Genomic DNA, 17931 nt, shown 5'->3' with positions numbered 1-17931 from the left:
ATTCAATAGATATGACAATCGGCATCAATGAAACGGGTCTTGAAATCGTGAAGCGCCCACCAGCTCTGATGCTTATATGACTGGGATGTTGTGAGTTTTTGTCTCGTATTTGTGCAAAATAGGCCGCATCCTGAAAAGAGCTGATTGACAGATATGACTGTTTATAACATGATTATTGGAGATGATAACATGCTGCCATCATAGTGCATGACGGCGGCATACTTATTTCAAGGCTACGCGGAGGAGCGGTGCTGGTAACATGCGGAGGATTTATGTTTCAGAGTTCTGCTCTTGTTATCTCTGTGTCTGTGCCCGGGTTTGTGGGTGCAATTCCTGAGGGCCGTTGGCGCAGTGGTGAAGCTGAATAAGGTTTGCTGCATCACCCGTGTTTATAACGACAATCCGGCAAAATTTGCTGAAGGCGTTTGATAATGAGTACACAAGCTAATCAGGTTGCAACAAGGCCAGCCAAAACAAGCCGCGCTACCCTCTGGAGTGTGATTGCTGCGGTTGTGGTGATCGGCGCAATTGGTTTTGATACGAAAGTTGTGAAAATCGGTTCCGATGCCGATGTGCGTCAGCAGGTTTTCTCGCCTGAGGCCTATGGCGCCGCTGAATTTCCCAAGGTCAAAACAAGTATTGAAGAGCGTGCTGTTGACGCAGTTGAAGTTGCAACTGCTATTGTTGCTGACAAGGATGCAGCCGGTAAGAAATATGGCGTTGGCAACGTAAACCCGGTCATTCCGATCAAATTTACCGGAACCGTTGAGGAGCGTAAATCAAATTATAATGTCGTTAAAGTCGATGGTTTTCCTGAAGGAATGGTAATCCGTGTCCAGACGGGGCCTGCTGTCAATGGCACCGATTTGCGGGATGCAACCGGCACTATCGAATTTGGCCAGTTCAAGAACCAGATCGAGTTCCAGAATGCCGGATCCGCTCTTAATAATGAAATGAAAAAGCAGGTTCTCGAAGGTGTTGATGTCGATAATCTTATCGGCAAGACAGTTTCAGTTACGGGCGTTTTCAAGCTGGTCAACCCGAAAAACTGGCTGGTTACGCCAGTGGTGCTGGAAGTAAAATGACCGCTCAGAACAAAGTTGAAGGCAAGCACGGCGAAGTCGTTCTTTCTGCACATGATGTAGCCAAGGCTTATGGGCGCATTCATGCGCTCAAGGGTGTGAATTTTGAAATTCGCCGCGGTCAGGTCACAACGCTTTTTGGCGAAAATGGTGCTGGCAAGTCGACACTGATGAAGGTTCTGTCGGGTGTTATTCAGCCAACTTCCGGCACGATTGTTCTTGATGGCGAACCGGTTGTGTTTAATTCTTCAACCGAGGCACGCGACCGCGGAATTTCGATTATCCATCAGGAACTGAGCCTCGCACCCAATATGAATGTGCGTGACAACATTTTCATGGGTCGCGAAATCCGTGGTGCATCGGGTGTGAATTTCGCAGAAGAAGAACGTCTGACCCGTGAGCTTCTGGCGGAACTTGAAGAAGATATTGATCCACTGACCCCCGTTGAAGAGCTTCGTCTCGGCCAGCAGCAGGTTGTCGAAATCGCGCGTGCGCTTTCAGTTAATTCCCGCATTCTGATCATGGATGAGCCGACTTCCGCGCTAAGCGCGTCAGAAGTGGAAGTGTTGTTCAAGGTTATTCGTGATCTGACTGCGCGTGGTGTGGCGATCGTCTATATTTCCCATCACCTCGAAGAAGCACTGCAAATCACGGATCATGCCGTTGTGCTGCGCGATGGAACCATGACTGCTTATGCACCACGCGCGCAGATTGATCTGGAATGGATCGTTCGTAACATGGTTGGCGAGAACTTTGATCTTGGTTCTCCTCCAACCGGTTATGAATGGGGCGATGTCGCACTGTCTGTTGAAGGACTGACGGTTCAGGATAAATCTGGTGATTTCGCACTTGTTGATAATTTATCGCTTAATGTGCGTGCCGGTGAAATCGTTTGTATCTATGGTCTGATGGGCGCAGGACGGACTGAGCTTCTGGAAACAGTTGCAGGCCGGCTTAAAGCCAGTTCAGGTCGTATTCTCCTTGAAGGCAAGGACGTTGAAGATCTCACAATTGCTCAGCGTATTGATCAGGGTCTTGTTCTGGTGCCGGAAGACCGCCAGCGCGATGGTCTTGTGCAGACAATGACGGTTGGCCGCAATCTTTCGCTTGCAAGCATTGGTGCAATGACGAGAGGTCTTTTTACTTCGACCAGACGTGAAAAGAACATTGTCGATCAATCGATCAGGAATGTTCATATCAAGACCGATGGTGGTGAAGCAGCAATCGGCTCGCTTTCCGGTGGCAATCAGCAGAAGGTCGTGATTGGCAAGATGCTGGCGACAGAGCCAAAAGTTATTCTGCTTGATGAGCCAAGCCGCGGTATTGATATTGGCGCGAAAGCTGAAGTGTTCAAGCTTCTGGCCGAAAAGGCCAAAGAAGGTCTGGCTGTCGTTTATACCACATCAGAAGTAGGCGAGTGCCTCAGCATCGCTCATCGTATCATTGTTATGCACCGTGGACGTATCTCAGCCGAATTCGGCTCTGATGTCTCCAAGGAAAAGATCATGGCTGCCTCGGGCGAATCCATGGTCGGCCATTAATATAGTTATGGAGCACTGATAGAATGTCAGTCACGACTACAAAAGACAAAGCGGCTCCGAACGGAGCAAAGCGGAAAATCAGCATCGTGCATTTATTGCTCGAAGGTCGCGCATTTTTTGCCCTGATCGCTATTATCGCAGCTTTCTCATTTCTTTCGCCCTATTATTTTACCGTCAATAACTTCCTGATCATGTCGTCGCATGTTGCCATTTTCGGCTTGCTGGCAATTGGCATGCTGCTGGTTATTCTGAATGGTGGTATCGATCTTTCGGTCGGCTCTACGCTGGGGCTTGCAGGGGTTGTTGCTGGATTTTTGATGCAAGGCGTCAATATTCCAGAACTCGGTGTCATTCTTTATTTCCCGGTCTGGGCAGTCGTGCTTATCACCTGTGCGCTTGGCGCATTTGTCGGTGCTATCAATGGCGTTCTGATTGCTTATCTGCGCGTTCCGGCTTTCGTGGCAACGCTCGGCGTTCTTTATTGTGCGCGTGGTGTGGCGCTTTTGATGACCAACGGCCTGACCTATAACAACCTTGGTGGTCGTCCTGAACTGGGCAATACAGGTTTTGACTGGCTGGGCTTCAACACTTTGTTTGGGGTGCCGATTGGCGTTCTTATACTGGCAGTTCTCGCCATTATCGTTGCAGTCGTGCTTAACCGCACCGCATTTGGCCGCTGGCTCTATGCCTCGGGTGGTAATGAACGTGCTGCAGAACTTTCAGGCGTTCCGGTCAAGCGTGTACAGATCTCAGTCTATGTGATTTCAGGTATTTGCGCTGCCATTGCTGGCCTGGTTCTCGCATCGCAGCTGACTTCAGCCGGTCCAACCGCAGGCACAACCTATGAACTGACAGCAATTGCCGCAGTCGTTATCGGTGGTGCGGCGCTGACGGGTGGTCGCGGCACAATTCTGGGTACGCTTCTTGGCGCTTTCGTTATCGGTTTCCTTTCCGATGGCCTCGTGATCATCGGTGTATCATCCTATTGGCAGACTGTATTTACGGGTGCTGTTATCGTGCTCGCCGTTCTGCTCAACAGCATTCAATATTCCAAACGTTAATCTCTACGGCTCCGCTCCCGTTCCGGGCGGAGCCGGATTTTCGGGAATAGAGAAAACGTTCCAAGATGGCGATCAGCTTTAAAAGTCTCGCCCCCTGGAATGGAAACGCCGGGTAACCGGTAAACGCAAAGATAATTTTACGGGAGTGAGATATGTTTAAGAAGGGTATGCGCGTTCTTTTTGCTGCAGCAGCAGCATTGCCGCTTATCGCAAGCACAGCATGGGCTGAAGGCTTGATCTCAATCGTGGTCAACGATCCTTCAAACCCATATTGGTACACCGAAGGTGAAATTGCCAAGAAGACCGCTGAAGGCCTCGGCTATTCGGCTGTTGTTGGCGGCCACAAGGGTGACACCAATACTGAAAGCAACCTGATCGATACCGCGATCACCAACAAGTCGGTTGCGATTATTCTTGACCCGGCAAATGCTGATGGTTCGGTTGGTGCGGTCAAGCGTGCTGTTGCAGCCGGTATTCCAGTGTTCCTCGTAAATGCTGAAATCAACCAGGAAGGCCTTGCGAAAGCACAGCTCGTTTCCAACAATGCACAGGGTGCAGCACTGGGTGCAACACAGTGGGTTGAGAGCGTTGGCGAAGAAGGCAAATATGTTGAGCTGTTCGGTTCGCCGTCGGACAACAATGCTGCCACCCGCTCCAATGGCTATGAAACTGTTCTTTCGCAGTATCCGGACCTTGTAAAAGTTGGTCAGGACGTTGCAAACTGGAACCGTACACAGGGCCACGACAAGATGCAGGCACTGCTTCAGGCAAATCCTGACATTATCGGCGTTATCTCCGGTAACGACGAAATGGCTCTCGGCGCGATCGCGGCTCTGAAGAAGGCTGGCAAGCTGGATCAGGTCAAGGTTGGCGGTTTCGACGGTTCGCCTGATGCAGTTGAAGCAATCAAGGCCGGTGAACTTCAGTACACTGTTTTGCAGCCGGTTGCGATCTTCTCGGAAGCTGCTGTCAGGCAGGCCGATAACTTCATCAAGACAGGCAAGACCGGTGTTGATCAGGAAAAGCAGCTTTTTGATTGCTTCCTGATCACCAAGGATAATGTTGACAAATATACAGCGCCGTTCGTTCTTGAGCAGTAAGATCTGTATGAACGGGGCGCGGATTAAATTCCGTGCCCTGTTCAATTTTTTCGTACCGATGCTATGAATCGGGACCGGTCAATAAAATGAACGGGCTGGGGACGAGTGACAGGCATGGTTACAAGAAATAAAGCAAACATTGATGGTCTTCTGACGGAGCAGGTGCCGAACGACAGCAGGCATGCACGCCAGTTGGTTCGTCGTCAGCAAATTGCTGAAATGATTATGTCAGAAGGATCGGTACGCATTGAAGATCTGACAGAGCGCTTTGCGATCAGCCTGATGACTGCGCATCGTGATGTGGATGAGCTGGTCAGTCGGGGATTGTTTCGTAAAACGCGCGGGATTGTTTCCGCAGCGCCCACAAGTCTTATTGAAGCAAGTGACCTCTATCGTGTTGCGCGCCAATCTGAAGAGAAAAAACTGATTGCCGAAGCTGCAATGCAGTTTGTTGAGCCAGGGCAGGCAATTTTCTTCGATGATTCCACAACAGTTCTTCAGATGGCTCCTTTCCTTTCCGGCAAAGGACCGCTGACTGTCATTACCAATTCCCTGATTTTGATGAACGAAGTGCGTGATATGCAAGATATCACCCTGCTTGGTCTTGGCGGTCAGCTTTATAACTGGTGCAATGCCTTTGTCGGCGGCATGACTATACATGAAATTCGTCGGCTGCGTGCTGATGTGGCTTTCATTTCAATCGCGGCCATTACTGATGATCTGCTGTTTCACCAGTCACCGGAAATGGTCGAAACCAAGCGTGCCATGCTGGAGAGTGCTGCAAAGCGTGTCCTCTTGATTGATCACACCAAATTTGAGCGCAGAGCACTGCATAATTTCGGTGCCTTGAAAGATTTTGATGTGGTTATCGTCGATGACAAAACACCCTATGAGCATATTGAACGCATGCAGTCGCAAAACATCAATGTGGTTGTCGCCCGCGCTACTGGAATAAAATAACAAGCGTGAAGGCTCACGAATTCAGCGCATATATATCAGGAAATACAATCCATGCCGTCTTTGTTGGGAATTGATAGCGGACTGACCGTCACCAAGGCCGTGATATTTGACGTTGATGGCTCGACGCTTGCCGTTGCCCGCCGTCGCGTACCCCAATATTTTCCCAAACCGCGCCATGTCGAGCGCGATATGGATGAATTCTGGAGCGCTACGGCTGATGCAATTGTTGAAGCAATCGCCAAAAGCGGACGCCCGGCATCGGATATTCTCGCCATTGCCACAACTGCGCATGGTGATGGCATTTATATGCTCGATCACGATGCACGGCCGCTTGGCAAGGGCATTCTCTCACTCGACAGCCGCGCTGTTGATGTTGCTGAGCGGTGGCTGGGCAGTGCAGTTGCAGATCAGTCGATTACCATTACCGGGCAACTGCCGCATGCTTCTGCCCCTTCTGCAATTCTGGCCTGGGTAAAAGAAAACGAGCCTGAACGTTATAACAAAATTGGTCATGTGATTGCCTGCAAGGACTGGCTTCGGCTGTGTCTGACGGGGGAGGTCGGTACTGACCGTACCGAGGCTTCGACCTCATTCACTGATTATAATACGCAGGACTATTCCAAAGATGCGCTTGAGCTGTTTGGGCTGGAGGCACTTTGGGATGCATTGCCACGGATGTCACGCTCGGACGAAATCATTGGCGGCGTTTCACAGGAATGTGCGAGCCGCACCGGACTTGTTGCCGGAACGCCGGTTGTTGGCGGTCTGCATGATGTGACGGCTTCAGCGCTGGGTGTTGGTGGTCTTAAAATCGGAACGGTTGCGGTTGTTGCCGGCACTTACTCGATCAATGAAACGCTGTCGTCAAAACCTAATGTTGATAAGAGCTGGTTCTGCCGCAATGCTATTGCGCCGGGTGAGTGGAACAATATGTCCATTTCGCCTGCCTCGACTGCCAATTATGATTGGTTTCTTGATAAGTTGTGCCCGGCAGAACGTCGTGAAGCTGAGGAAACGGGCCGTTCTATTCATGATATGCTGCGCGGGGAAATCGATGCAGCATTGGCCAGACCATCAACGGCTCTGTTTCATCCCTATCTGTTTGGCTCGCCCTATGGTGCGATGGCAAGCGGGGCATTTTTCGGGCTTCGTGGTTGGCAGGAACGGGGTGACATGTTGCGTGCGGTCTGGGAAGGCATTGCCTTTAATCACCGTATCCATGTTGATCATCTCAAAGACGGTTTTGAAATTTCGAGTGCTCGTCTGACGGGAGGCGTTTCGCGCAGCCCATCTTTCGCGCAAATGTTTGCCAATGTGCTTGGTATGCCGGTCACAGTCACTGACACCGATGAAGCGGCGGCATGGGGCGCCGCACTTTGTGCAGGCAAGGGGGCTGGTGTTTTTGCCGATGTTTACAGCGATCCGCGCGATCTGGATGCGATTGGCCGGACCTATGTGCCGGATGCAGCGCGAGCTGGGCAATATGAAAAGCGTTACTCGCTGTTCAAGGAAATAGCGTCTGCGATGGGGCCGATCTGGCCCAAAATTGACGCCTTAACTGATTAAAACATAGCGAAGACAATGAAATGAATGATTTCGTAAACAGTGCGCAAATGAAGAACCGCATCAGACAGCTCGAAGCTGATGGTGTTGATGTGCTCATTCTCGGTGCGGGCATCAATGGTGCGGGTCTTTATCGTGATTTGAGTGAACAGGGCGTGAGCTGTTTTATTGTCGATAAGGGTGATTTTGGCTCGGGCACGAGTGCGGCCCCTTCACGCCTCATTCATGGTGGTCTGAAATATCTGGAAACGGGTGAGTTTGGCCTCGTTGCGCAATCAACCGTCGAGCGCAATATTTTGCTGAAAAATGCACCGCATAATGTCCAGCCATTGCCGACTTTCATTCCGGTTTTTTCGTGGACTAAGGGGATTCCCGCAGCACTGAGGACCTTGTTTGGCTCAACGACCGCACCACGCAGTCGTGGTGCGGTGCTGATCAAGATCGGTCTTGGGCTTTATGATTATTTTGGTGCGCGTGAGCGCGTTATGCCAAAGCATAATTTTCTCTTCAGGAAAAAAGCCTTGAAGGAAATGCCATATATGACACCGTCTATTGTTGGTGGCGGCATTTATTATGATGCATGGGTTAGTAAACCGGAACGTCTGGTTTATGAGCTTGTCAGCGATGGATTGAAAGCCAATCCGAAGAACGCAGCGGCCAATTTTACTTCCATTGTTGCAGCCCGCGACGGTGCAGTAAGCTTTGAAGATCAGGATGGAACGGCTTTCACGATCAAGCCGAAGATCGTCATCAATGCCGCTGGTCCATGGATCGATCATGTCAACGCGGCGCTGGGTAAAGAAACCAGATTGATTGGCGGCACCAAAGGCTCGCATATCCTGATTGATCATCCTGAGCTGGTTAAGAGCCTTAAAGGGCGCATGATCTATTTTGAGGCAGATGATGGCCGCATCTGCCTTGTCTATGATTATCATGGTCTGGCACTGGTTGGTTCGACGGATATCCCGGCGAATAATCCTGATGAGGTTTTTGCTGAAGATAAGGAAATCGATTATTTCATCGAAAGCCTGCGTTCGCTGTTGCCGAAGCTGAAATTTGATCATAGCCAGATTGTCTATACCTATAGCGGCATTCGCCCACTGCCTGCCTCCAATGCTTCGGAGCCGGGCCTTATCAGCCGCGATCACTCCGCACCGCTTATTGAGCCGGAAACAGGGCGTCCGTTCCCGATCATCTCGCTTGTGGGTGGCAAATGGACGACGTTTCGCGGCTTTGCGGAAGAAGTGGCAGATGTGGTGCTCAAGCGCTTTGGCCGCGAGCGTATTAAAACAACCCGGAATCTCAGCATTGGCGGGGGCAGGGATTATCCTCTTGATGCCAGTTCCCGTGCTGCATGGGTGGTTAAAAATGCAAGGGAAACCGGGCTGGCATCCGAGCGTGTCGAGATCCTGTTGCAGCGTTATGGCACCACCGCCTTGCCGATCATTCAGATCGAGGCCAAACTTGGCGTTACACTTCTGCCCGATACGGACAGCATCAGCCGCGCAGAAATTGCGTGGATTGCAAGCAATGAACTTGTGGTTCATCTGTCTGATGTCGTTCTGCGGCGCACGACACTGGCAATTGATGGTGCGCTTTCATATGCCAATCTGTCGGCAATTGCTGATATTGTCGGCCTTGAACTTGGCTGGGATGCAGCTCGTAAGATGCAGGAGCTTGATGCTGTAATCGCTGAGCTGGCCAAACGACACGGAATGAAAATTACTGATAATCCTGCAAAGCGGCGTTAGAGCGCGTTTCACTCTGATCGGATCATGCTCTAATCGATGCGTATCAGTTGAGTGATAAATGTCAGAATAGATTATTGAAGTATTTATGGAAACCGCCAGCCTGGTTTTGCTAAGCTGGCGGTCTCCAGAGCCTTATTTCATCAATGCGTTTGTCTGCTCGACAAGCTGCTTGAGGCCATCTTCAGGTGAAACTTCGCCACGCATTACAGTGCCAATAATGTCCCGCTGGGTACGCCAGATGCGAACGGAATCGCCACCCGGATAACCAGCCCATGGCAGAGAGCGGTCTGCCTGTAATGAAGCTGTTTTGACATTTGGATGTTCAGCATAATAAGGCGCAAGATAGTCTTCACCTGTTGCCAGTTTGTTGGTTGGCAGATAACCGGTGATGCGAACAATTACGTTCTGCGCTTCAGGGCCAGTAATCCATTTTAGATATTTCCATGCGGCGTCCTGTTTTTCCTTGTCCTGTGTCAGGATAACAGCCGAATTGCCGCCCGTTGGAACGCCACCATTTTCTGCATTATCAAGCGGGAAAGTGGAGGTCACGAGTTTAAAGCGATCACCGACCAGTCCCTCAATGGTTTGAACATGGGCTGGTGTGGAGAAGATGAAACCGGTCAATCCGGCACCAAACTGCTGACGCGACTGATCCCAGTCGAGCAGGTTCTGACCGCCTTCAGTAACAAATTGGCGCGTCAGTTTGAGCGCGTTAAGACCGATTTCATTGTCAAAAGCGACTTTTTTGGTCTCTTCATCAACCAGTTTTCCACCCTGCTGGAAAACCAGAGACTGCCACAACCAGTCATCCGGCCAACCGTTGATGTCATAGCCCATGCCGGCAATTTTTGGATCAAGCGCATGGATTTTCTTTGCCAAATCTATAAGACCGGCAAAGGTTTTCGGCATGTTTTCAGGATCGCCACCAGCCTTCTTCACCAGATCGGCATTGATATAAATAATTGGCGAAGATGCATTGACCGGAAGACCATATTGCTTGCCGTCAACCTGACCAAGAGCCGCCATTTTCGGGCTGTAGTTCTTGTCGAGGAAAGCCTGGCCGCCTTCTGCTTCGATGAATGGGGCAAGATCAGTAATCTGGTTACGCGGAGCAAGCGTATTCACCAGTTCACCGGTCAGGTTGTAACCGGAGAAATAAACATCCGGCAGATTGCCGGTGACGGCTGCCCGCAAAACCTGTTGCTGGCCTTCATTATAGCCCACCGCAGGCGCAAGGAAGTTGATCTTTATATCAGGATTGTTTTTCATGAATTCATCGGCGAGCGGCTGATGGAATTTCGTGAATCCGGGCAGATTGTAAAGCACGTTAAGCGTTACATCAGCAGCACTGGCTACACCAGGCGTAACGAGTGAGACGGCTGCGAGGCCCAGAAATATCCCGTTTAAAACAATGCGTCGGCTGATAGTCATCATAGTCTCCAGAGGACTGTTGGGAGGAGGGTGGTGGAGAGAGCTAGACCGGGATCACTTCACCCCGGTCATGGTGATGCCAGCAATGAAGTGCCTGCGTGCAAGGAGGAAGCAGACAACCATTGGTGCGGTGATAATGGTGGCGCCTGCCATAAGCGCACCATAATTGGCGCCCGATTCAATATCGGCAAAGAACAACATACCAAGTGGCGGCGGTGCGAGATTGGTGTCGGAAACGACCACCATTGGCCAGTAAAGATCATTCCAGTGGGCAACCAGTGAAAAGACAGAAAAAGCTGCAAGCGAGGGCAATGAGCCGCGTAAAACGATACCCCAGCAGATTTCCATTTCAGAAAAACCGTCCATGCGGGCTGCTTCGATGATTTCATCGGGATAGCTGCGGAACGACTGGTGAAACAGGAAGATTGCGAAAACGGATAGAAAGAACGGGGCCATCATTGCAAAATAGGTGTTGAGCATTTGCGCCTTGGCGAGACCGACAAAGAGCGGCAAAGCCAATGCCTGAATGGGCACACAAAGAGCAGCAATAACCAGAGCGAGCATGATTTTCCGGCCTGGAAAACGCAGTTTCGCGAGTGCATAGGCCGCGGGTACAGCCGTCAGAACCTGCACAAACAGGATGCCGAAGCAGACAATTGCCCCGTTGAGCATGAAGCGAAGCATAGGCACCTGAGCCGCTGCACGGGTGTAATTTTCCACGGCATCGAACTTCTCTGGAATGGGCCAGAGCGATACGTTGAAAACTTCAGCAGGGGAGCGGATTGACGTCAACACCATCCAGTAGAACGGCAGCAGCATCACACATGCGCCAAGAGCCAGTACCAGATGTGGGATATATCTGCGAAGCGCAACCATCAGTAGTGCACTTTCTTGTCGAGATGGAGTGTCTGGCCAATAGAAAGCACCAGAACAATCGCAAGGAAAATCAGTGTGAGGGCTGCCGCATAGCCGGTGTTTGAATATTCAAAGCCTTCCAGATACAGATCGAAAAGCAATGTTTCAGAGCCAAACCGTCCTTTGGTCAGTACGGCTACGGTTTCAAAGACCTTGAAAGCTGAAATTGAGGTCGTGACGACCACGAACATGGTGGTTGGCCCAAGCATTGGCCATGTCACGGTAAAGAAACGATCAATCGGATTTTTTGCGCCATCAAGGCGGGCGGCTTCATGCAGATCCTTGGATATGGCCGTTAAACCTGCGAGAAACAGCACCATATTGAAACCCAGCACCTGCCATATGCCAATCATAGCCATTGTCGGTATCAGAAGGGCAGGATTGGACAAAAATGCAACAGGTTCAAAACCGAACCATTTGATAACGGCATTGACTGGTCCGATGGAGGGATGCAGCAGGAACTGCCATACAGTTGCCATGGCAACCAGTGTGGCGGTAACGGGAAGAAAATAGGCAACTTCCCAGAAAGACCGGCTGCGTTTGCGGCTATAGACCAGCAAGGCAATACCAAGCGCCAGAAATACCCCGAACGGAATAACGATAAGCGCATAGATCACAGTGTTTTTCAGTGCGCGCATAAACACAGGGTCACTGAAAGCATTGATGAAATTCTCCAGCCCTATAAAGCGGGTCGAGAGTGAGCCAAGCTGGTAATCGGTGACTGAAAAACCGGCAAGAACAATCATCGGAATGATGTAGGTTGCAAGAAGCAGCAGCACTGACGGTGCTGCAAATATCAGCCCGCGGATGACAAGTCGCCTTGCTGCACTTGATTGGCGTGGCCGGATGAGCGTTGCATCTCCGCTTGTAATATCAGCAGTCGTCATGCCGCCACCCGCTCATGCGTGCGTTCGATACGCAAACCATTTTTGTCAAAAAGATGAATGCGTTCAGGTGCAAACCCGATATGCAACAGCCCATCGGCATCAGCACCAAGGTCTTCACCCGCACGTTGGCGAAGTATGATTTCAATATTATTATCGTTAAACAATCGACATGTCACAAAACGGTCAGCGCCGTGCGTTTCACTTCGCAAGATGCGTGCTGTTAATCCCTGGGAGGCCACATGCAAGTCTTCGGCTCTCAGACCCAGTGTTGATGGTCCGCTTTGGCCCGGTGCGACTGTGATACCCAGCGGTTTGCCAATAAATGTGACATTGCCCTTGGCGTCTATTTCAACAGGCAGGAGGTTGATTGAGGGTGTGCCGATGAAACGTGCGACCGTCAGCGTTTCCGGGCGGCTGTAAAGTTCATCAGGTGTTCCGAGTTGTTCAATCCGCCCTTCCGACATCAAGGCGATCCGGTCAGACATGGTCATGGCTTCAATCTGGTCATGGGTGACATAGATAAAGGTCGCACCAAGCCGGCGATGCAGCCGCGCCAGCTCATCGCGCATATGAGCGCGAAGCTTCGCATCCAGATTGGAAAGCGGTTCATCCATCAGAAAAGCTGCCGGTGAACGTACCAATGCACGTGCGAGCGCAACCCGTTGGCGCTGTCCACCTGAAAGCTGGGCAGGCTTGCGCTCGAGCAGATGATCAATCTGTAAAGTTTCGGCTGCGCCAATGACAGCTGTATCGATCTCTGCAAGCGTTTTGGCTGATGAAAACAAGCGACCCAGCAAAGGCAAACGGGCTGAAAGGCTCAGTTTTCGCATCCTGAGTGGTGTTGCAATATTCTGGCGAACATTCATGTGTGGATAAAGGGCATATGACTGGAAAACCATCGCAAGATTACGATCGCTTGGGTCAATGTCGGTGACATCCTGTTTACCAATAGCGACTGTGCCGGTATCGGAGGATTCAAGCCCTGCGATGATACGCAATAAAGTGGATTTACCGCACCCGGACATACCGACGAGAGAAATGAACTCGCCGGGACGAATGGAAAGATCAATACCTTTGAGGACGTCATTGCCGCCAAAGGATTTTCCTATGTTGGTGAGTTCAATTGATTGAGGCATTACTTCGCGCTCCCTTACTGAGGCGAGGATGCCTATGCTCGTTCAACTTGACAGTCGCACGACAGGTTCATGAAGTTTCAGTGACAAAGAATGTGCAGGCTATATTTGGGTGGGTTATTGTCAGCCCCTTCACGGATCTTTGCATGAAAGTGGTGCGGCGATGCCGAGGCCTTAAAAATGGTGCAGACTTTATGGGTGGAGACTTTAATCTTCCGACATTTTTGAAATGGGGATGAAATATTTAAAAAGCAAAAATCCCGGACAAAGCCGGGATTTTGATGTGCATCTGATTTGAAAACTGGAGCGGGCGAAGGGATTCGAACCCTCGACCCCAACCTTGGCAAGGTTGTGCTCTACCCCTGAGCTACACCCGCTCGTATCAGTTTTTCAAAAGAAAATCATTCATTGTGTGAAGTCATTTCCATCAGGCACGCGCTATATGGACTAATGATTTGGGGATTGCAACAGGGAATTTCACCTTTCGACAAAGATTTTTAAAAAGATTCACAGGCTTATCCATATCCTGATTCTAACGATTGCGTCGCGTGATACTGATAAAAGATGCCAGTATGGCAAAGGCAGAGGCAGACACTATGATATGGGGTATATTTGCCACTCCCCATTGCGCCAGTAGGAAAGCAACGAAGGCTGCGCCCAGTGACTGACCCAATAAGCGAGCTGTGCCGAGCATGCCACTTGCCGCGCCGCTACGAGCGCGCGGAGCTGAGGTTATTATCATGCGATTATTGGGAGCCTGAAAAAGACCAAAGCCGATACCGCAGACGGCCATGCGCCAGCAAATATCCTGCACGCTTGGGTTTTGCGGCAGAAAGCCAATCAGCATCAGGCCTGTAGCGAATATGACCAGTCCAATAAAACCAAGTGTTGCGGGCGAATACTTATCTGACAATTTTCCAGATAGCGGTGCAATGAATGCCACTGCAATGGGCCATGGCATCATTAGAAGCCCGACTGCGACAGGTTTGAAATTATAAACGCTCTGGAACAGGAAAGGCAATGAGATGAAAGTCATCATTTGTGCCAGAAATGACATGATTGATGTGCAAAGCGAAAGGCTGAAAGCCGGAATGCGCAGCAAATCCAGAGGCAGCAATGGGTTGCTGGTGCGCAACGAACGACGAACAAGCCATGTAGCGGCCAAGATGCAGCCTGCAACCTGTATAATCAGCCATATTTTGTCAATATTGCTGCCAGCACTATCGATTGCTGTGACAAGCAATCCCAAAGTAAGTGCGCTGAGAATTGCACTTAGATAGTCGAATTGGCGTGATGAACACTCGTTGTCTGGCAGGCTCTTAAGTCCCATGACAACAGCCAAAGTTCCAAGCGGTATATTGATCACGAAAAGCCATGGCCAGCTTAGTGAATGTAGAATTAAACCTGCAAGAGTAGGCCCGATGGAAGACGAAACCGCCACAAAAAGGGAGTTTAATCCTAACGCTGTGCCAAACCTGGCTTGCGGGACTGTGAAACGTAAAAGTGCAGTGTTGACGCTCATAAGACCAGACGCACCAAAACCCTGTATGACGCGGGCAATAGTCAATGTTTCGATTGAGCGGGCAAAAATGCAGGCGAATGAAGCAAGAGTGAAAAGTGCCACTCCAAAAAGATAGACGCGCCGATAGCCATAAATTTCGCCCAGGGCTGCGAAGGGCAAGAGTGTGATGACGACGGCAAGCTGATAGCCATTGACGACCCAGATGGATGCAGCAGGGCCTGCGGAAAAATCCGCTGCGATGGTGGGAAGGGCAATATTTGCTATCGTGCCATCTATGACGGCGAGTGTAAGCCCCACCATTAATGTTGCCCAGGCCCAGTATATTCGTGGCTTAGGCAAACCATCAGGTGCAACAAATGTACCGTTTACGTGGATTGTCTCATGCTTCATCTGATCGACCAGTAACCGGGCAAGGCACCGAAAAAGTGACGGCTTCCAACAAACATCATGCTTTGCGCAATCTGCATGGTTGGGCAAAATAGATACCCTGTTTACCTTACAATTCCTTATAAAGCATTGCGATTTGTTGCTTGGCTGTGAATGGTAACGCTATTGTGCAAAAATGGTAGCTACAACGGAACCAGAAGCAGTAATTAGAGCACGTTTCTATCTGATTGGATCAGATAGAAACGTGCTAAATATTTATTTTAATACGAAGCCTGAAAACCGGTCCCTATTTCGGGGAGATATATTCAAGCCATTATTTTGATGATGCTTGCGCTGATTTTGTATTTAAATCTGCAAGGTCGGACACAATGGCCGCTGCCTCATTTTGCAAGATGTCTTTTTCATTTTTGCGTGCTTTTTCGAGAGCAATATCTGCACTGAGGCTGCGTTCATTCGACTGTAGACCATCATCGCGAGGACTTTCATTGTCGTTATCAACTTGCCCTTGCATCTTGCGGCGGTTGGCTTCTTTTTCTATTTCAGCGCGACGTTCTTTTTCGTTAAGAGAGAGCGTTTTTTTATCACGCTGTGATTTCAAAGTAGAGATATTATCCAAAAACCGGTTGAACTCAACATCGTTCTCGACGCGCTTGTCATGCAATTGCTGCAGTTTAGGGAGCAGGGTTTTTGCCTTGTTAAAGGACCGATAATTCGTAGCCGGAATTTCACTCCAGGGTAGGGCGTTATCAAAACTCGCTTCGCCCACTGTAGAAAGATTATAGAGGCCGGGCAGGCTGATATCAGGCGTCACGCCCCGCAATTGGGTCGTGCCACCATTTACCCTGAAAAATTGCGCAATGGTCAGCTTCAGCTCACCAAGCTTTTGATGATCGCTTTGCGCGACCTCATCAAGATTGACGACCGTCTGCACTGTGCCCTTGCCGAAGCTTGGTTCACCAATGATGACACCGCGATCATAGTCCTGTATGGCGGCGGCAAAAATTTCCGATGCAGACGCCGATCCACGATTAATCAAAACGCCAAGCGGGCCGCTCCAGACAGGTTTGGAAAAATCATCGCTCTCGACCCTGATTTCACCATTTGCATTGCGCTGTTGAACGACCGGACCTTTTCCAATAAATAAGCCAGTCAGATCAATCGCTTCGCTTAATGATCCACCACCATTATTGCGAAGATCGACCAGCACGCCGTCAACCTTCTCCCGATTAAGTTCGTCAAGAATTTTGGCTACATCGCGGCTGGCGCTTCGATAGTTTTTCACGCCCTTGCGCCGCGCCTGGATATCCTCATAAAATGCAGGCAGGGTAATGATGCCAATTTTATGGTTTTTATCTCCATCCTTGACGGAGATGATTTTCTTCTGCGCAGCTTGTTTGTCCAGACTGATTTTATCACGAACCAGACTGATGATCTGATGCTTGGCGTCGGGGCTTGCGTCTGCCGGCAGGATTTCCAAACGCACAATGGAGCCCTTGTCACCGCGTATCAATTTGACAACTTCATCGAGGCGCATTCCAACGACTTCTTTTATGGGGCCGTCTTTATTCTGTCCAACACCGACAATGCGATCACCAACTGCAAGTTTGCCTGAAAGTTGCGCCGGCCCACCGGCAGTCAGCTGGCGGATCGTGGTATAATCGTCGCGTTCCTGGAGCACCGCGCCGATACCAACCAGTGAAAGCTTCATAGATATGTTAAATTCTTCGGCTGCAGTGGGGCCCAAATAATCTGTGTGAGGATCTACAGAGGTCGTATAGGCTGCCATAAAGAGCTGGAAAACATCATCAGCCTTGGATTTATTGGCGCGTGAAAGAGCAGTGTCGTATCGCTTTATCAGTGTATCGCGAATTGAAGCATCATCTTTGCCTGCAAGTTTCAACCTCAGCCAATCATTCTTGACGCGTTTGCGCCATAAATCATTGCGTTCTGTTTCAGATTGCGGCCAAGGTTCTTTATTGCGAAGGATAATGTAATCTTCCTGCTTGTCGAAGTCGAAATTTCCCTTAAGCAGTTGCCGCGCGTAAGAAATGCGATCATCAATACGCTGGCCATAAATATTGTAAATTTCAAACGGAATAGTGAGATCCTGCTTCTGGATAGCATCATCAATGTCAGCACTGTGTGTTTTGAAGTTATCGATGTCGTTTTGCAGGAAAATAAGTCTGTCCGGGTCGAGGATATCGATAAAGCGGTCGAGAACCTTCGCGGATAAAGCATCGTCAAGAGCTACTGGTTTATAATGAAATTGCTCAAGAAACTCAGAAGTGAGTTGAGCAGCTGCAGCCTGTTGCGGCGAAGGCTTTAAAGCCGGAGGATTGGCTTCCAGGGCATTTGCTGGGGAGATGATTGCCAACAAAAGGCAAAGAAAAGTAAATTTAATACGTAGCACTTACTATTCCGTTTCCGACGCTGAATATTTGATAAATAACTTATTTGAAGGAATTAAGGCTTTTTGGCAACATATAGAGCAAAAGGATAGGTTCATAAAAAATAAATTTTGACGTTTACGGAAACGTCAAAATACGTTAGCTTTCCATGAAGATTGGAATTTCATCGATAAGGACTGGGCGGTGAAGG

General features: G+C 49.8%; 13 protein-coding genes and 1 tRNA gene. 7 read left to right on the top strand and 7 right to left on the bottom strand.

The genetic code is table 11. From position 1 onward, the window contains the following. The first annotated feature begins 431 nt into the window (after positions 1-431). From FHY56_RS01555 to FHY56_RS01525, 7 genes are all read left to right on the top strand, one after another. Complete coding sequence (locus FHY56_RS01555) at positions 432-1085, top strand: DUF2291 family protein (RefSeq protein ID WP_140903412.1); 654 nt, start codon at positions 432-434, stop codon at positions 1083-1085. Then, positions 1082-2623, top strand: a complete 1542-nt coding sequence (locus tag FHY56_RS01550; RefSeq protein ID WP_140903411.1) for a sugar ABC transporter ATP-binding protein — start codon at positions 1082-1084, stop codon at positions 2621-2623. The genes FHY56_RS01555 and FHY56_RS01550 overlap by 4 nt, the downstream gene beginning before the upstream one ends. A 23-nt stretch (positions 2624-2646) precedes the next feature. Beyond that, positions 2647-3684 carry an ABC transporter permease gene (locus tag FHY56_RS01545; RefSeq protein WP_140903410.1) on the top strand — a complete coding sequence of 346 codons (1038 nt, stop codon included), beginning with the start codon at positions 2647-2649 and terminating at the stop codon, positions 3682-3684. A gap of 152 nt (positions 3685-3836) precedes the next feature. After that, positions 3837-4784: a D-ribose ABC transporter substrate-binding protein gene (locus tag FHY56_RS01540; RefSeq protein ID WP_140903409.1), complete on the top strand. Its 948-nt coding sequence runs from the start codon at positions 3837-3839 to the stop codon at positions 4782-4784. Between the two features lie 114 nt (positions 4785-4898). Continuing rightward, positions 4899-5744, top strand: coding sequence for a DeoR/GlpR family DNA-binding transcription regulator (locus FHY56_RS01535; RefSeq protein WP_140903408.1), 846 nt, complete (start codon positions 4899-4901; stop codon positions 5742-5744). A 51-nt stretch (positions 5745-5795) separates the two neighbouring features. Next, positions 5796-7310 (top strand): FGGY-family carbohydrate kinase, encoded by a 1515-nt coding sequence (locus FHY56_RS01530; protein ID WP_140903407.1) that lies wholly within the window; start codon positions 5796-5798, stop codon positions 7308-7310. A 20-nt stretch (positions 7311-7330) separates the two neighbouring features. Beyond that, positions 7331-9058 carry a glycerol-3-phosphate dehydrogenase/oxidase gene (locus tag FHY56_RS01525; RefSeq protein WP_140903406.1) on the top strand — a complete coding sequence of 576 codons (1728 nt, stop codon included), beginning with the start codon at positions 7331-7333 and terminating at the stop codon, positions 9056-9058. Between the two features lie 132 nt (positions 9059-9190). Here the strand turns inward: FHY56_RS01525 and FHY56_RS01520 are convergent, their stop codons facing one another. From FHY56_RS01520 to FHY56_RS01490, 7 genes are all read right to left on the bottom strand, one after another. Further along, positions 9191-10489 carry an ABC transporter substrate-binding protein gene (locus tag FHY56_RS01520; protein WP_140903544.1) on the bottom strand — a complete coding sequence of 433 codons (1299 nt, stop codon included), beginning with the start codon at positions 10487-10489 and terminating at the stop codon, positions 9191-9193. Between the two features lie 54 nt (positions 10490-10543). Next, positions 10544-11365: a carbohydrate ABC transporter permease gene (locus FHY56_RS01515; RefSeq protein ID WP_140903405.1), complete on the bottom strand. Its 822-nt coding sequence runs from the start codon at positions 11363-11365 to the stop codon at positions 10544-10546. Further along, on the bottom strand, positions 11365-12291 hold the full coding sequence (locus tag FHY56_RS01510) for a carbohydrate ABC transporter permease (RefSeq protein ID WP_140903404.1): 927 nt from the start codon (positions 12289-12291) through the stop codon (positions 11365-11367). Before FHY56_RS01510 ends, FHY56_RS01515 begins: the two co-directional genes overlap by 1 nt. Further along, entirely contained in the window at positions 12288-13427 is a 1140-nt protein-coding gene (locus tag FHY56_RS01505; protein WP_140903403.1) for an ABC transporter ATP-binding protein, read from the bottom strand. Before FHY56_RS01505 ends, FHY56_RS01510 begins: the two co-directional genes overlap by 4 nt. A gap of 299 nt (positions 13428-13726) precedes the next feature. Then, a tRNA-Gly gene (locus FHY56_RS01500) sits at positions 13727-13801 on the bottom strand. Between the two features lie 155 nt (positions 13802-13956). After that, positions 13957-15336 (bottom strand): MFS transporter, encoded by a 1380-nt coding sequence (locus FHY56_RS01495; protein ID WP_140903402.1) that lies wholly within the window; start codon positions 15334-15336, stop codon positions 13957-13959. Positions 15337-15646: 310 nt separating this feature from the next. Beyond that, positions 15647-17743, bottom strand: coding sequence for a carboxy terminal-processing peptidase (locus FHY56_RS01490; RefSeq protein ID WP_140903401.1), 2097 nt, complete (start codon positions 17741-17743; stop codon positions 15647-15649). Positions 17744-17931: the final 188 nt, after the last annotated feature.

This window comes from Brucella gallinifaecis (genome assembly GCF_006476605.1).
Taxonomy (GTDB): domain Bacteria; phylum Pseudomonadota; class Alphaproteobacteria; order Rhizobiales; family Rhizobiaceae; genus Brucella; species Brucella gallinifaecis.
This window is presented reverse-complemented; position numbering and strand designations above follow the sequence as displayed.

Coding starts and splice junctions, on each gene's coding strand:
- FHY56_RS01555 (WP_140903412.1), top strand. CDS start 432: ATGAGTACACAAGCTAATCAGGTTGCAACAAGGCCAGCCAAAACAAGC.
- FHY56_RS01550 (WP_140903411.1), top strand. CDS start 1,082: ATGACCGCTCAGAACAAAGTTGAAGGCAAGCACGGCGAAGTCGTTCTT.
- FHY56_RS01545 (WP_140903410.1), top strand. CDS start 2,647: ATGTCAGTCACGACTACAAAAGACAAAGCGGCTCCGAACGGAGCAAAG.
- FHY56_RS01540 (WP_140903409.1), top strand. CDS start 3,837: ATGTTTAAGAAGGGTATGCGCGTTCTTTTTGCTGCAGCAGCAGCATTG.
- FHY56_RS01535 (WP_140903408.1), top strand. CDS start 4,899: ATGGTTACAAGAAATAAAGCAAACATTGATGGTCTTCTGACGGAGCAG.
- FHY56_RS01530 (WP_140903407.1), top strand. CDS start 5,796: ATGCCGTCTTTGTTGGGAATTGATAGCGGACTGACCGTCACCAAGGCC.
- FHY56_RS01525 (WP_140903406.1), top strand. CDS start 7,331: ATGAATGATTTCGTAAACAGTGCGCAAATGAAGAACCGCATCAGACAG.
- FHY56_RS01520 (WP_140903544.1), bottom strand. CDS start 10,489: ATGACTATCAGCCGACGCATTGTTTTAAACGGGATATTTCTGGGCCTC.
- FHY56_RS01515 (WP_140903405.1), bottom strand. CDS start 11,365: ATGGTTGCGCTTCGCAGATATATCCCACATCTGGTACTGGCTCTTGGC.
- FHY56_RS01510 (WP_140903404.1), bottom strand. CDS start 12,291: ATGACGACTGCTGATATTACAAGCGGAGATGCAACGCTCATCCGGCCA.
- FHY56_RS01505 (WP_140903403.1), bottom strand. CDS start 13,427: ATGCCTCAATCAATTGAACTCACCAACATAGGAAAATCCTTTGGCGGC.
- FHY56_RS01495 (WP_140903402.1), bottom strand. CDS start 15,336: ATGAAGCATGAGACAATCCACGTAAACGGTACATTTGTTGCACCTGAT.